Raw genomic sequence first — 15,633 nt, 5'->3', positions numbered from 1 at the left:
CATCCCGTAGAATCGACTGTCGGCACCGCGCGGAACCGCCGGGACGGCCCCTGATCTTCGATACGAACGGAACCTTCAGCGCATGGCATCGACCGCAGACATCAAGAACGGCGTCGTCCTCTCCATCGACGGCCAGCTCTGGACCGTCACCGAGTTCCAGCACGTCAAGCCCGGCAAGGGCGGCGCGTTCGTGCGGACCAAGCTGAAGAACGTGGTCACCGGCAAGGTCGTCGACCGCACGTACAACGCGGGCGCGAAGGTCGACATCGAGAACGTCGACCGCCGGGACTTCACCTATCTGTACACGGACGGCGACAGCTTCGTCTTCATGGACCAGGAGGACTACGACCAGATCAACGTCCCGGCAGCCACCGTCGGCGACGCGAAGAACTTCATGCTGGAGAACCAGCAGGTCCAGATCGCGATGAACAACGGCAACCCGCTGTACATCGAGCTGCCCGCCTCCGTGGTCCTCGAGGTCACCTACACCGAGCCGGGTCTGCAGGGCGACCGCTCGTCCGCCGGCACCAAGCCCGCCACGCTCGAGACCGGGTACGAGATCCAGGTCCCGCTGTTCCTCGAGACCGGCACGAAGGTCAAGGTCGACACCCGCTCGGGCGACTACCTCGGCCGCGTCAACGACTGACCGGCGGATCTGAGTGAGCGCACGCACCAAGGCGCGCAAGCGCGCCCTCGACATCCTCTTCTCGTCGGACGTCCGCGGCGACGAGCTCGCCGTCACCCTGGCGGCCGAGGCGAAGCGCGCGGCGGCGGAGCCCGCCCGTGAGGCGTCGTGGCTGTACGCGCGCGAGATCGTCGACGGCATCGTCGATCACCGTGAGGAGATCGACGAGCTGATCACGACGCACAGCCGAGACTGGAAGCTGGACCGGATGCCCGCCGTCGACCGCGCGCTGCTGCGGATCGGCGTCTGGGAGATCGTGCACAACGACGAGGTCCCCACCGCCGTGGCGATCGACGAGGCCGTGGAGCTGGCCAAGGAGTTCTCCACGGACGAGTCCGGCGCATTCGTCCATGGCGTGCTGGCGCGGGTGGCCCGCGCGGTCTGACCGGCTCCGACCCGGCGGTCGCGCGGCCGGGATGTCGGTGGCGAACGGCAGGATGATCGGCGATGACCCTTCCTGAACCGACCGACGGCTGGCGGTCCTTGATCCCGCCGCCCGGAGAGGCGCGGACGCCGCTCGCCCTCGGGGTGGAGCTGCGCCGGCGCGCTCGTGCGGACGCTCAGCAGTGGGCGCCCCGGCCGCTGCGGACGGCCACGGCCCGGGACCTCGTCAAGGACCCGGGGGAGCTGTTCCTCGGCGTGCGTCCGCTGATCCGCAACGCCGCCGACGACGCGTGGATCCAGGGCGATGCGAGCTGGGACGCGGTCCGCCGTCGGGGCAGCCGGTTCGACGCCGCGCAGTCGCGGTGGTTCGCCGATCTCCTGAGCATCTGCCGCGACTCGCTCCTGTCCGGGACGGCGGGCGATTGGCTGCTGCTGGATCCGGTCTCCTCGGGCGTGCTGTGGTCCCACCTCGCACGCGCCCGCGCGGAGCGGATCCCGCTGGTCGCGACCGAGCGCTCGACGAGCCTGCGCTGGCGCGACGACCTGGTCGTGCGCGCATCGGTCGAGCGCGACGAGGGGGGAGCCCTCCTGCTCGCGGCGGAGGGCGAGGCGGACGGCGAGACCTTCCCGGCCGGCACGGTCCATCCGGTCGGGGAGGAGGGGGCATACGCGCACCGGGTCGTCGGCGCGCGGATCGAACTGGTGCTGGGCCCCGTGGCCGTGCCGCCCGTCCTGGGCGCGCTGCTGAACGCCGCGGAGCCGCTCGTGGTCCCACCGGGTGAGCAGGAGGCGTTCTTCCGCGAGGCCTATCCGCTTCTGCGCCGCGGCACCGATCTGCGCGCCGGGCGGGGTGTGACCCTTCCGGCCCCGCCCGTCCCACGGCCGCTGCTGGTCCTCGACCATCGCCGGGACGACGACGCGGTGGCCTTCCGGTTCTGGTGGGACTACGCCGGATACGGACGCGTCGGGCTGGACGAACCGGTCAGCGGACGCGACATGCGGGATCCGGAGCGCGAGGCGCTGGAGGTCGCCGAGCTGGTCGAGGCCTGGACGGCGGTGACGCCGCCCCCGTTCGCCGCGGAGGGGGTGAGACGCGGTGCGGACGCGGCGGAGTTCGTCACCGACGTGGTGCCCGCACTGGAGACGCGCGGAGTGACGATCGAGCACGTCGGGCCCCGGCGCCCCTACGCGCGGCTCACGGGCGAGCCGGAGATCACCGTGTCGACGGTCGAGTCCACGGACCCGGACTGGTTCGACCTCGGCGTGCTGGTCCGGATCGACGGGCGCAGCATTCCGTTCCAGCCCCTGTTCCGGGCGCTGAGCCTGCGGCACGGCAAGCTGAAGCTCGTCGACGGGTCGTGGTTCTCGCTGCGCCACCCCGCCTTCGACCGACTGAAGGAGCTCCTGGACGAGGCCGCGGAGCTCGCGGAGTGGGAGACCGATCCGCGGATCGCCCGGACGCACCTCGCGCTGTGGGAGGACTTCGAGGACCTCGCGCACGAGGCGCTGCCCGCGCGGACCTGGCGCGCGGCGGTCGCGGAGCTGCGGGCGACCGACTCCGCCGACCCGCCACCGGTCCCGAGCGGCATCCGTGCAGAGCTGCGCCCGTATCAACGAGACGGGTTCGGCCGACTGGCCCTCCTCTGGCGGCATCGGCTCGGCGGGGTGCTCGCCGACGACATGGGACTCGGCAAGACCCTGCAGATCCTCGCCCTCATCGCGCACGCGCGGGAGGCTCCCGCCGGGCCCGGCCACGAGAGCGACCCGCCGTTCCTCGTCGTGGCGCCCACCTCGGTCGTCGCCGTCTGGGCGCGGGAGGCGGAGCGGTACGCCCCGGGTCTTCGCGTCGCGGTGGCGGACCGGACCCGCGCGCGTCGCGGCGTGCCTCTGAGCGAGCTCCGCCGCGGCGCCGACGTCGTGCTGACCTCCTACGCCGTCCTCCGCATCGACGCCGACGAGTTCACGACCGAAGGCCGTGCGCCGCTGACGTGGTCCGGCGTGGTGCTCGATGAGGCCCAGCACGTGAAGAACCCGGGCACCCGCGTCCACCAGGCTGCGGCGGCGCTGTCCGCACGGGCGGTGTACGCCGTCACGGGGACGCCCATCGAGAACGGTCTCGCCGAGCTGTGGGCGATCCTCAGCCTGACGAGTCCCGGCCTGTTCCCGTCCGCCCGGCGGTTCCGCGAGGAGTACATCCAGCCGATCGAGCAGGGGAAGGTCCCGGAGAACGCGGAGGGCGCGCCGTACCGGCAGGCGCGGATCGAACGTCTTCGCCATCGCGTCCGCCCCTTCGTCATCCGTCGGACCAAGGAACTCGTGGCCGCGGACCTCCCGGAGCGGCAGGAGCAGGTCCTGCGCGTCGAGCTCGCTCCCGCGCATCGCGCCCGATATGACGCCGTGCTCCAGCGCGAGCGCCAGAAGGTCCTCGGTCTTCTGCCGGATCTCGACCGGAACCGCTTCATCGTCTTCCGGTCGCTGACGCTGCTGCGCATGCTGAGTCTGGCGCCCGGGCTCATCGACCCGGAGGACGCCGCGATCGCGTCGCGGAAGCTCGAGACGCTGGTGGAACGGCTCCTGGAGCTGCGGGCGGAGGGCCACCGGGCCCTCGTGTTCAGCCAGTTCACGTCGTTCCTCGGGCTGGCGCAGACGCGCCTGCGCCGCGCCGGTCTGCGCGTCGCCTATCTCGACGGGGCGACCCGGGACCGCGATCGTGTGGTGCAAGGCTTCCGCGAGGGCGATCACGACGTCTTCCTGCTCAGCCTGAAGGCGGGCGGGGTGGGTCTGACCCTGGTCGAGGCGGACTACGTGTTCCTGCTGGACCCGTGGTGGAACCCCGCGGCGGAGTCGCAGGCGATCGACCGCGCGCACCGCATCGGCCAGGACAGGCCGGTCTTCGCGTACCGGATGATCGCCGCCGACACCATCGAGGAGAAGGTCCTGGCGCTCCAGCAGCGCAAGTCGCGCCTGTTCGCGGCGGTCATGGACGACGAGGACCTCTTCGCGGGGGCGCTGACGGCCGAGGACATCCGCGGCCTGCTCGAGGACTGACCGCGCAGACCCCGGCGGACGGGTTTGTCACGGCTCGCCTCGGCGGGTTCCGAGGAGGGCGCCGGTAGAATCGTCCGCGTCCCCGGCGCCTTCCTCACCGGGGCGCTCAGGAGGACACGCATGCGGATCACGGGACTCGGCCACGCCGGGATGTTCATCGAGACGGTGGGCGGGAACATCATCTGTGACCCCGTTCTCGGCCCCTCGTTCTACGGATCCTGGTTCCCGTTCCCGGACAACCGCGGCCTGGACTGGGAGCGGCTCGGGCGCGAGGCGGACTTCCTGTACATCTCGCACCGGCACCGCGACCACTTCGACCCGCGGCTGCTCGAGCGGTACATCCGCAAGGACATCGAGGTGCTCCTGCCGGAGTACCCGACCGACGACCTCGAGCGCGACATCCGCGCCCTCGGCTACGAGAACATCACCTACGCACCGGCCGGCGAGATCATCGAGCGCGGGGACCTCAAGATCATGATCACGCCCCTGCGGGCGCCCAGCGACGGCCCCATCGGCGACTCGTCGCTGAGCGTCGACGACGGCACGGCATCGATCCTGAACCAGAACGACTCCCACCCGCTCGACCTCGAGAAGCTCATGGCGTTCGGCAAGCCCGAGGCCTACTTCACCCAGGTGTCCGGCGCGATCTGGTGGCCGATGGTCTACGACCTCCCCATGGACGCGAAGCAGAACTTCGCCCGGCTGAAGCGGGAGGCGCAGAACAAGCGCGCGATGTACTACATCGAGAAGGTGGACGCGCCGCATGTGTTCCCGATGGCCGGCCCGCCCATGTTCCTGCGTGACGACCTCTTCGAGTTCAACGGCACCGGTCGCAACGGCGAGGCGATCTTCACCGATCAGAAGGAGTTCCTCGCCCACATGAAGGAGCTCGCGCCGCAGTACGACGGGCACCTCTTCCTCCCCGGCACGCTCGTCGAGATGGACCGCGGCGAGCTCACGGTGACGCAGACGCTGTACTCCGAGGAGGAGATCCGGCACATCTTCGACGAGAAGTGGGACTACCTGGAGGAGCAGCGGGCGTCGCGTCAGCAGGAGCTGCGCGACGAGGAGGCGACGCGCGCCGACGTGATCCCGCCGGCCGAGATGCTCCAGGCCATCAAGGAGTGGTGGGAGCCGCTGCTGAAGAAGTCCCGGACGATCCGGCTCGGGGTCGGGGGCAACGTCCGATTCCGCATCGGCGAGCTGGACATGGTGGTGGACTTCCCGCGGGCGAAGGTCCGGGAATACGCGGGGGAGGAGTGCATCTACTGGTACACGATCCCCGCAGACCTCGTCTCCACCAACATCCGCGATCACGAGATCGACTGGTCGAACTCGATCTTCCTGTCGATGCAGTTCTCCGTCGGGCGCAGCGGCAAGTTCAACGAGTTCCTGACCACGTTCCTCAAGTGCCTCTCCACCGACCGGATCGAGTACGTGGAGAACTGGTACCAGGAGCAGACGGACCAGACCGAGGACGCCGAGATCGGCGACTGGGTCGTGCAGCGCCGCTGCCCGCACCTGCGCGCCGACCTGACCCGCACCGGGAAGATCGACGAGGACGGCGTGCTCACCTGCTCCATGCACGACTGGAAGTGGGACCTGAAGACTGGCCGCTGCCTCTCCACGAGCGGCCACCCGATCCGCGCCGCGAAGGTGGACGAGGTCACCGAGGAAGCGCTCCGCATCGGCGCCTGATCGCCGCAGCCTCCGCGAGCCCGCGCGCGAGAACAGGCGAACGCGCGAGTCCAGGCACCCCGCCGCCGCGGAGGCCTGAACTCGCGCGATCGCCTGAGCCGGCGCGGCGGGTCGCGCCGGGGCGGGACGCTAGACTGGAGGCATCAGCAACCTTTAACACCGTCCTGTGAGGCGGAGAAGGGAGTGGCGGATGAGCGCACGCATCGTGCTGCAGGAAGCCGACATACGCCGGGCTCTGACCCGTATCGCCCACGAGATCCTCGAGTCGAACCGGGGCGCCGAGAACCTCGTCCTCCTGGGGATCCCGACCCGTGGGGTCGCCCTCGCCGAGCGTCTGGGCCAGCTCATCAGCAGCATCGCCCAGACGGACGTGCCGGTCGGATCCCTCGACGTGACGCTCTACCGGGACGACCTGGCGAAGCATCCGACACGGTCCCCGCAGCGGACGGAGATCCCCGCCGGAGGGATCGACGGGCGCACCGTCGTCCTCGTCGACGACGTCCTGTTCTCGGGCCGCAGCATCCGCGCCGCTCTCGACGCGTTGCAGTCGATCGGCCGCCCGGCGATCGTCCGGCTGGCGATCCTCGTCGACCGCGGACACCGGGAACTCCCGATCCGCCCCGACTTCATCGGGAAAAACATCCCGTCCGCGCGCACCGAACGGGTGAATGTGCGGCTGCGCGAGGACGACGGCGAGGAGTACGTGAGCATCGACGACCCGGCGGCGCGCGCATGAGGCACCTCCTGGACACGCGCTCGCTCGCGCGCACGGACGCCCTGCGGATCCTCGACGTCGCGGAGGACATGGCCGACACCCAGTCCCGCGAGGTCAAGAAGCTCCCGACGCTGCGCGGCAAGACGGTCGTCAACCTCTTCTTCGAGGACTCCACCCGCACGCGCATCTCCTTCGAGGCGGCGGCGAAGCGCCTGTCCGCCGACGTCATCAACTTCGCGGCGAAGGGCTCGAGCGTGTCCAAGGGCGAGAGCCTGAAGGACACCGCCCAGACCCTCCAGGCGATGGGCGCCGACGCCGTCGTCATCCGGCACTCCGCCTCCGGAGCGCCGCAGACGCTCGCGACGAGCGGCTGGATCTCGGCCGGCGTCGTCAACGCCGGAGACGGCACGCACGAGCACCCCACCCAGGCACTGCTCGACGCCTTCACGATCCGCAAGCGCCGCTTCGGTGCGGACAGTCGGGGGCGCGACCTCTCCGGAGTGCGGGTCGTGATCGTGGGCGACGTGCTGCACTCGCGCGTCGCCCGGTCGAACGTCTGGCTCCTCGCCGCCCTCGGCGCGGACGTGACCCTGGTGACCCCGCCGACGCTCATCCCGCAGGACGTCTCCGCGTGGCCCGTGCGCGTCGTCTACGACCTGGACGTCGCGCTGGCGGACGAGCCGGACGCCGTGATGATGCTGCGCATCCAGCTGGAACGGATGAATGCCGCCTTTTTCCCGAGTGAGCGGGAGTATTCGCGACGGTGGGGACTGGACCCGGCGCGGCTGGAGCGACTCGCGGGCGATAGCATTGTGCTGCACCCGGGCCCGATGAACCGAGGCCTGGAGATCTCCTCCGCCGCGGCGGATTCCCCGCGATCCACCGTGCTCGAGCAGGTCGCGAACGGAGTGTCGGTGCGAATGGCGGTGCTGTACCTGCTGCTGGCGGGAGAACGGATGGAAGACGCGATGGTCGAGGCCGGGACGGAGCGGACCCGATGAGCGCGGATGTCATCTACCGCGGCGCACGCATCACCGGAGGCGAGAACGCGGACATCCTCGTCCGGGACGGTCTCATCGCCGAGGTGGGCGCCGGGGTGAGCAGTGCGGGCGCGCGCATCGTGGACGCGGCGGGCCTCATCGCCCTTCCCGGCCTCGTCGATCTGCACACGCATCTGCGCGAGCCCGGGTACGAGGCGTCGGAGACGGTCCTGTCCGGCACGCGCGCCGCGGCGGCGGGCGGGTTCACCGCGGTCTTCGCCATGCCCAACACCTCGCCGGTGGCCGATTCCGCGGGCGTCGTCGAGCAGGAGCTCGCGCTCGGCGAAGCCGCCGGCTACGCCACGGTCCAGCCCATCGGCGCCGTCACGGTCGGCCAGAAGGGCGAGCGCCTCGCGGAGCTCGGGGCGATGGCCTCCTCGCGCGCGAACGTCCGTGTGTTCAGCGACGACGGCTTCTGCGTCTGGGATCCGCTCATCATGCGCCGCGCGCTCGAATACGTGAAGGCGTTCGGCGGGGTGATCGCCCAGCACGCGCAGGACCCGCGGCTCACCGAGGGCGCGCAGATGAACGAGGGCGTGGTCTCCGCGGAGCTGGGGCTCGCCGGCTGGCCGGCGGTGGCCGAGGAGTCCATCATCGCCCGCGACGTGCTCCTCGCCGAGCACGTCGGCTCCCGGCTGCATGTCTGCCACCTCTCCACCGCGGGGTCGGTCGACATCATCCGGTGGGCCAAGAAGCGCGGCATCGCCGTCACGGCGGAGGTCACGCCGCACCACCTGCTGCTGACCGACGAGCTCGTGCGCGGCTACGACGCGCGTTTCAAGGTGAACCCGCCGCTTCGCCGCGAGGAGGACGTGCTCGCCGTCCGCGAGGGGCTCGCCGACGGGACGATCGACATCGTCGCCACCGATCATGCGCCGCACCCGGACGAGAGCAAGGCCTGCGAGTGGCAGGCGGCTGCGAACGGGATGGTGGGCCTGGAGAGCGCTCTGCGCGTGGTGCACCAGTCGATGGTCGCCACGGGCCTGCTGGACTGGACCGACGTCGCGCGCGTGCTGAGCACGGCCCCCGCGCGCATCGGGTCCCTCGCCGGGCACGGCACCCCGATCGCGGTCGGGGAGCCCGCGGAGTTCACCCTGTACGACGCCGACGCCGGGGGAGAGTTCACGACCGCGGACCTGCGCGGGCAGAGCGTCAACTCGCCGTACCTCGGCCGCGACCTTCCCGGGTCGGTGCGCTGGACGGTGCACCGCGGCTACGAGACGCTGGCGGACGGCGCGGTGGTCGAGGAGCTGGACGTATGACGCGGGAGCTCGCGCTCATCATCACCCTCGCCGTCACCGCCCTGATCCTCGTGAGCATGGTGGTCGCGTGGCGGGCACGGCTCCGACGTGACGCCGGGCTAACGGCGCCGCTCGGCGTCCCCGAGCACGCCGAGGTGACGAGTCGCCACGAGGTCCTCTACGTGGCCACGACACGGCACGACGAGCCGCTCGAGCGTCTGGCGGTGAAGCCCCTCGTCTATCGGGCGCGCGGCGAGGCGGTCGTCACAGACCGCGGTCTCGCGCTCAGCCTCGACGGCGCCCCGACCGTGTTCCTCGCGTCTCGCCGCCTCGTCGCGGTCGACCGCGCGACCGTCACGATCGACCGCGTCGTCGAACCGGGAGGCCTCGTCCGCGTCGCCTGGCGTATCGACGACGAGACGATCGTGGACAGCTATCTCCGATTCATCGGCGACCCGGCCGCCGTGATCACCGAACTTCAGCGCCAGAGCGCTGCACCCGACCAGGGAGCGAACGAATGACCCTCACACCCGCACCGACCACTCCCGGCCCGGCCCGCGCCGTGCTCGTCCTGGAGGACGGCACCCGCCACGTCGGCCGCCCCTACGGCGCCGAAGGCGTCACCCTCGGCGAGGTGGTGTTCTCCACTGGGATGTCCGGCTACCAGGAGACCCTCACCGACCCGTCCTACGCCGGGCAGATCGTCCTGCAGACCGCCCCGCACATCGGCAACACGGGCATGAACGAGGAGGACCCGGAGTCCCGGCGCATCTGGGTGTCCGGGTACATCGTGCGCGACCCCTCGCGCGTCGTCTCGAACTGGCGGGCGAACAGCTCGCTCGACGACCTGCTGGTGCGTGACGGGATCGTCGGCATCCGCGGCATCGACACGCGTGCCGTCACCCGGCACATCCGTGCCGCCGGCTCGATGCGCGGCGGGATCTTCTCCGGCGCGGACGCCGAGCGCGACCCCGAGGAGCAGCTGCGCCTCGTCACCGAGGCCCCGGAGATGTCCGGACGCAACCTGTCTGCCGAGGTCTCGGTCGCCGAGACCCAGGTCACCCCGGCCGCGGAGGGCGTGGCACGGATCGGGAACCTCGCGGTCCTCGACCTCGGGGTGAAGCAGGCGACGCTGGACAACCTCGCCGCACGCGGGTTCGACGTCCACGTCCTGCCGCAGACGGCGACGATCGACGACATCCGCGCGGTCGCCCCGGTCGCGGTGTTCTACTCGAACGGCCCCGGGGACCCCGCCGCGTCGGACGGCCACGTGGCCGTGCTGCGCGAGGTGCTCGACGAGGGGCTGCCCTTCTTCGGGATCTGCTTCGGCAACCAGCTTCTGGGGCGCGCTCTGGGCCTGGGGACGTACAAGCTCCCCTTCGGGCACCGCGGGATCAATCAGCCCGTCCTGGACAAGGCCACCGGCCGCGTCGAGATCACCGCGCACAACCACGGGTTCGCCGTAGAGGCGCCGCTGGACGGCGCGTTCGACAGCCCGAACGGCTACGGCCGTGTGGAGGTGAGCCACGTCGGTCTCAACGACCGCGTGGTGGAGGGGCTGCGCGCCCTCGACATCCCCGCGTTCTCGGTGCAGTACCACCCGGAGGCCGCCGCGGGACCGCACGACGCCAACTACCTCTTCGACCGCTTCCGCGATCTCGTCGTCGCGACCATCTCTGAGAAGGACGCCCAGTAATGCCCAAGCGCGACGACATCACCTCGGTCCTCGTCATCGGCTCCGGCCCGATCGTCATCGGGCAGGCGTGCGAGTTCGACTACTCGGGCACGCAGGCCTGCCGGGTGCTGCGCGAGGAGGGCGTGCGCGTCATCCTCGTCAACTCGAACCCGGCGACGATCATGACCGATCCGGACTTCGCGGACGCCACCTACATCGAGCCGATCACACCTGCCGTGATCGAGACGATCATCGCCAAGGAGAAGCCCGACGCGATCCTCCCGACCCTGGGCGGCCAGACGGCGCTCAACGCCGCCATGGCGCTGCACGAGCAGGGGATCCTCGACAAGTACGGCGTGGAGCTGATCGGCGCCAAGGTCGAGGCGATCCAGAAGGGCGAGGACCGCCAGATCTTCAAGGAGCTCGTCATCGAGGCCGGCGCCGACGTGGCCGCCAGCCGCATCGCGCACTCGATGGACGAGGTGCTCGCGGCGGCGGAGGAGCTCGGCTACCCGCTCGTGGTGCGGCCCTCGTTCACGATGGGCGGCCTCGGCTCCGGCTTCGCGTACGACGAGGAGGACCTGCGCCGGATCGCCGGGGCGGGCCTGCACGACTCGCCCACCAACGAGGTGCTTCTGGAGGAGTCGATCCTCGGCTGGAAGGAGTACGAGCTTGAGCTCATGCGCGACACCGCCGACAACACGGTGGTGGTCTGCTCGATCGAGAACGTGGACCCGGTCGGTGTGCACACCGGCGACTCGATCACGGTCGCGCCGGCCCTGACCCTGACGGACCGCGAGTACCAGCGGCTCCGCGACATCGGCATCGACATCATCCGTGCAGTGGGGGTGGACACGGGCGGCTGCAACATCCAGTTCGCCGTCAATCCGGAGAACGGGCGCATCATCGTCATCGAGATGAACCCGCGAGTATCGCGCTCCTCGGCCCTGGCCTCGAAGGCCACCGGGTTCCCGATCGCGAAGCTCGCCGCGAAGCTGGCCCTCGGCTACCGGCTGGACGAGATCCCGAACGACATCACGGGCGTCACGCCCGCGAGCTTCGAGCCCACGCTCGACTACGTGGTGGTGAAGGTGCCGCGGTTCGCGTTCGAGAAGTTCCCCGCCGCCGACGCCACGCTCACGACGACCATGAAGTCCGTCGGCGAGGCCATGGCCATCGGGCGCAACTACGCGACGGCGCTGCAGAAGGCGCTGCGCTCCCTGGAGAAGCGGGGATCGAGCTTCCACTGGGGCGACGAGCCGCGCTCCGTCGAGGAGCTCCTCGAGATCGCGAAGACGCCGACCGACGGTCGGATCGTGACGCTGCAGCAGGCGCTGCGCAAGGGCGCGACGATCGCGCAGGCCTTCGACGCCACGGCGATCGACCCGTGGTTCCTGGACCAGATCGTGCTCATCAACGAGGTCGCGGAGCTCGTGCGGACCGCGGGCGAGCTCGACGCCGATGTGCTGCGGGAGGCGAAGGAGCACGGCTTCTCCGACGCGCAGATCGCCCAGCTGCGCGGCCTCACCGAGGAGGAGGTGCGCGGCGTCCGCCACGGCATGGACATCCGCCCGGTCTACAAGACCGTCGACACCTGCGCGGGGGAGTTCCCGGCGCTCACCCCGTACCACTACTCCAGCTACGACCTGGAGACCGAGGTCGCGCCCTCCGACCGCACCAAGGTCGTGATCATCGGATCCGGCCCGAACCGCATCGGACAGGGCGTGGAGTTCGACTACTCCTGCGTGCACGCCTCCTTCGCGCTGTCGGACGCAGGGTTCGAGACCGTCATGGTGAACTGCAACCCGGAGACCGTGTCGACGGACTACGACACCTCGGACCGTCTGTACTTCGAGCCGCTGACGCTCGAAGACGTCCTCGAGGTGCTGTACGCCGAATCGGCCAGCGGCGAGATCCTGGGAGTGGTGTGCCAGCTCGGCGGCCAGACGCCGCTCGGCCTCGCCAAGGGCATCGAGGCGGCGGGCTACCGCGTGCTCGGCACCAGCCCGGCCGCAATCGACCTCGCCGAGGAGCGGGAGCTCTTCTCCCGGCTGCTCGACGTCGCCGGACTCGTCGCGCCGCGCAACGGCACCGCGATCGACGTCGAGGGCGCCGTGCGCATCGCCGAGGAGATCGGCTACCCGGTCCTGGTGCGGCCGAGCTTCGTCCTCGGCGGGCGCGGGATGGAGATCGTCTACGACACCGCGGCGCTGCGCGACTACTTCGTGCGCACCGCCGACGAGGTCGTCATCGAGGAAGGCAAGCCGCTCCTGGTGGACCGGTTCCTGGACGACGCCATCGAGCTGGACGTGGACGCGCTGTTCGACGGCACCGAGCTGTACATCGGGGGCGTGATGGAGCACCTGGAGGAGGCGGGCATCCACTCCGGCGACTCCAGCTGCACCCTTCCGCCGGTCTCGCTCGGGCGCACCGACGTGGACCGCGTCCGTGAGGCGACCCTGGCGATCGCCGAGGGCGTGGGCGTGCGCGGGCTGCTCAACGTGCAGTTCGCCATCAGCGCCGGCGTCCTCTATGTGATCGAGGCCAACCCGCGTGCCAGCCGGACCGTGCCGTTCGTCTCGAAGGCGCTGGGGATCCCGATGGCCAAGGCCGCCAGCCGCATCATGACCGGCTCCACCATCGCCGAGCTCCGTGCCGAGGGGCTGCTGCCCGCCCAGGACGGCTCGCGTGTGCCGCTGGACTCCCCGGTCTCGGTGAAGGAGGCGGTCCTGCCGTTCAAGCGGTTCCGGACCCACTCCGGCAAGATCGTCGACTCCGTGCTGGGTCCCGAGATGCGATCGACGGGCGAGGTCATGGGAATCGACCGCGACTTCCCGACGGCCTTCGCCAAGAGCCAGGCCGCCGCGTACGGCGGGATGCCGACCTCCGGCACGGTGTTCATCTCGGTCGCGGACGCGGACAAGCGTGCGGTGATCCTGCCCGCCCATCGACTCCAGCAGCTCGGCTTCACGATCGTGGCCACCGAGGGCACCGCGGAGATCCTCTCGCGCAACGGCATCGCCGTCACGGTCGTCGACAAGTACAGCGAGACCCAGGAGTCCGGGGCCGAGAACATCGTCGACCTCATCAACGCCGGCTCGATCGACATCGTCGTGAACACGCCGAGCGGGGGAGCCGCGCGTGCGGACGGCTACGAGATCCGTGCCGCCGCGGTCGCCGCCGACAAGGCGCTGTTCACCACCATCGCGACGCTCGGCGCCGCGGTGAGCGGGATGGACGCGATCGACGACGGGTTCCGGGTCCGGAGTCTCCAGGAGTACGCCGACGACCGTGCGGCGCGGATGGCGGCGGCCCGATGACGGAGGCCTTCGGCACGCGGCTGCGCGCGGCCCTCGACGCGAAGGGACCGCTGTGCGTGGGCATCGACCCGCACGCGGCGCTCCTGGACGCGTGGGGCCTCCCGCAGGACGCGGACGGCGTGCGCGCCTTCGGGCGCGCCGTCGTGGAGGCCGCGGCCGGACGGGTCGGGGTGGTGAAGCCGCAGGTGTCGTTCTTCGAGCGCTTCGGGGCGCGGGGCTTCGCGGCGCTGGAGGACGTGATGTCCCAGGCGCGTGCGGCCGGGCTCCTCGTGGTGGCCGACGCCAAACGCGGCGACATCGGTTCGACGATGGACGGCTATGCGGCTGCCTGGCTCGGTGCGGGGTCGCCCTTGGAGGCGGACGCGGTGACGGTGAGCCCCTATCTCGGCCCGGACTCCCTGCGGGATCTGATGACGCACGCGGTGTCCGCAGGCAAGGGCGTCTTCGTGCTCGCCGCCACCAGCAATCCGGACGGCGAGGTCGTGCAGCGGGCCCGCACGGCGTCCGCCGCAGGTTCGGACGTGTCCGTGGCCGCGCGGGTGGCGCAGGACACCGCGGCGATCGACGACCGCTCGGGCGGTCTCGGCGCCATCGGTCTGGTCGTCGGCGCCACGGTCGACCGAGCGCGCTTCGGGCTCGACGACGCACTGCTCTCCGGTGCACCGCTGCTGGCGCCGGGGTTCGGGGCGCAGGGGGCGGAGCCCGCCGATCTCCGACGCCGCTTCGGAGCGCTGGCGCGGAACGTGCTCGCCAGCGAGAGCCGCAGCATCCTGTCGGCAGGGCCCACGGGGATCGCGAAAAGGATCGAGGAACGCGTCGCACAGTACCGGGAGGCACAGGGTGAGTGAGGTCGTCAGACGAGAGGTGCCGGAGGTCGACCGTGCGGCCGCCGCGCGGCGTGCGGTGGAGCGCCGTCGGGCGCGGGCGTCTCTGAAGCGCGACCTGGCCATGCGCGTGGTGTCCCCGCAGGACGTCGTCGCCCGCGCGTTCGAGGATCCGGACTCGACCGCGGGAACGCTCCGGGTGCCGGACTTCCTGACCGCGCTCCCGGCGATCGGGGCCGGCAAGCGCGACCGCGTGATGACGGAGCTCCAGATCTCCCCGGTCAAGCGCCTGGGCGGCCTCGGCGTCCGCCAGCGTCGAGCGCTGCAGGACTGGCTCGACGCCCGCTTCCCCGTGCCCCGTCCCCGTGCGAACCGCAGCCGCCTGCTCGTGCTCGCGGGCCCGACGGCGGTCGGCAAGGGCACGGTCGCGGCCCACATCCGCGACCACCACCCGGAGATCCACCTGTCCGTCTCCGCCACGACACGGGCACCGCGCCCCGGTGAGCAGGACGGCGTGCACTACTACTTCGTGGACGACGCCGAGTTCGACCGGATGATCGCGGAGGGGGAGCTGCTCGAGCACGCGACCGTGCACAACCGGTTCCGCTACGGCACGCCGCGGGCGCCGATCGAGCGCGCCCTGGCCGAGGGGAAGACCGTGCTCCTCGAGATCGATCTGCAGGGCGCGCGCCAGGTGCGCGCCGCCGACCCCTCCGCCACCCTCGTGTTCCTGCTGCCGCCGTCGTGGGACGAGCTGGTCCACCGCCTCGTCGGACGCGGGACCGAGGACGAGGCGGAGCGGACCCGGCGACTGCGCACCGCGAAGGTCGAGCTGGCGGCACAGGGCGAGTTCGATCACCGTGTCGTGAACGAGGACGTCGCCTCCGCTGCCCGAGAGGTCGTAGAATTGACCTCGGACTCTGCGCGCTGAACCGTCCCCCGAGCTTGTGAGGGGGTGCGCGCCCCACCGTCTTCTCCGCGGCGACCCGCCGCCTGAACCAGG

The 15,633-nt window shown here is 70.9% G+C and carries 12 protein-coding genes; all 12 read left to right on the top strand.

The window, feature by feature from the left end:
• Positions 1 to 82: 82 nt before the first annotated feature.
• The 12 genes from efp (at position 83) to gmk (ending at position 15,561) form a co-directional block, all read left to right on the top strand.
• A complete protein-coding gene (efp, locus tag V6R91_RS17750) occupies positions 83 to 646 on the top strand; it encodes an elongation factor P (RefSeq protein WP_271061766.1) in 564 nt (187 codons plus the stop codon).
• Positions 647 to 659: 13 nt separating this feature from the next.
• Positions 660 to 1,070: a transcription antitermination factor NusB gene (gene nusB / locus V6R91_RS17745; protein WP_067246965.1), complete on the top strand. Its 411-nt coding sequence runs from the start codon at positions 660 to 662 to the stop codon at positions 1,068 to 1,070.
• Positions 1,071 to 1,132: 62 nt separating this feature from the next.
• Positions 1,133 to 4,117 carry a DEAD/DEAH box helicase gene (locus V6R91_RS17740; RefSeq protein ID WP_336396276.1) on the top strand — a complete coding sequence of 995 codons (2,985 nt, stop codon included), beginning with the start codon at positions 1,133 to 1,135 and terminating at the stop codon, positions 4,115 to 4,117.
• A 120-nt stretch (positions 4,118 to 4,237) separates the two neighbouring features.
• Positions 4,238 to 5,815 (top strand): Rieske 2Fe-2S domain-containing protein, encoded by a 1,578-nt coding sequence (locus V6R91_RS17735; protein ID WP_067246957.1) that lies wholly within the window; start codon positions 4,238 to 4,240, stop codon positions 5,813 to 5,815.
• Between the two features lie 190 nt (positions 5,816 to 6,005).
• Entirely contained in the window at positions 6,006 to 6,551 is a 546-nt protein-coding gene (gene pyrR / locus V6R91_RS17730; protein ID WP_219084719.1) for a bifunctional pyr operon transcriptional regulator/uracil phosphoribosyltransferase PyrR, read from the top strand.
• Positions 6,548 to 7,531: an aspartate carbamoyltransferase catalytic subunit gene (locus V6R91_RS17725; protein WP_067246951.1), complete on the top strand. Its 984-nt coding sequence runs from the start codon at positions 6,548 to 6,550 to the stop codon at positions 7,529 to 7,531. The genes pyrR and V6R91_RS17725 overlap by 4 nt, the downstream gene beginning before the upstream one ends.
• Entirely contained in the window at positions 7,528 to 8,832 is a 1,305-nt protein-coding gene (locus V6R91_RS17720; protein ID WP_336396275.1) for a dihydroorotase, read from the top strand. The genes V6R91_RS17725 and V6R91_RS17720 overlap by 4 nt, the downstream gene beginning before the upstream one ends.
• Positions 8,829 to 9,332, top strand: a complete 504-nt coding sequence (locus V6R91_RS17715; protein WP_336396274.1) for a PH-like domain-containing protein — start codon at positions 8,829 to 8,831, stop codon at positions 9,330 to 9,332. Before V6R91_RS17720 ends, V6R91_RS17715 begins: the two co-directional genes overlap by 4 nt.
• Complete coding sequence (carA, locus tag V6R91_RS17710; protein ID WP_336396273.1) at positions 9,329 to 10,507, top strand: glutamine-hydrolyzing carbamoyl-phosphate synthase small subunit; 1,179 nt, start codon at positions 9,329 to 9,331, stop codon at positions 10,505 to 10,507. Before V6R91_RS17715 ends, carA begins: the two co-directional genes overlap by 4 nt.
• On the top strand, positions 10,507 to 13,806 hold the full coding sequence (carB, locus tag V6R91_RS17705) for a carbamoyl-phosphate synthase large subunit (protein WP_336396272.1): 3,300 nt from the start codon (positions 10,507 to 10,509) through the stop codon (positions 13,804 to 13,806). The genes carA and carB overlap by 1 nt, the downstream gene beginning before the upstream one ends.
• Complete coding sequence (gene pyrF, locus V6R91_RS17700) at positions 13,803 to 14,654, top strand: orotidine-5'-phosphate decarboxylase (protein ID WP_336396271.1); 852 nt, start codon at positions 13,803 to 13,805, stop codon at positions 14,652 to 14,654. Before carB ends, pyrF begins: the two co-directional genes overlap by 4 nt.
• The gene (gene gmk, locus V6R91_RS17695) at positions 14,647 to 15,561 is read left to right on the top strand and encodes a guanylate kinase (protein WP_067246930.1); all 915 of its coding nucleotides are present in this window, start codon (positions 14,647 to 14,649) and stop codon (positions 15,559 to 15,561) included. The genes pyrF and gmk overlap by 8 nt, the downstream gene beginning before the upstream one ends.
• Positions 15,562 to 15,633 lie beyond the last annotated feature (72 nt).

The sequence above is a fragment of the Microbacterium sp. CCNWLW41 genome (assembly GCF_037083505.1).
Note: the sequence above shows the minus strand (reverse complement) of the source record. Positions and strands in the feature narration are given on the sequence as shown.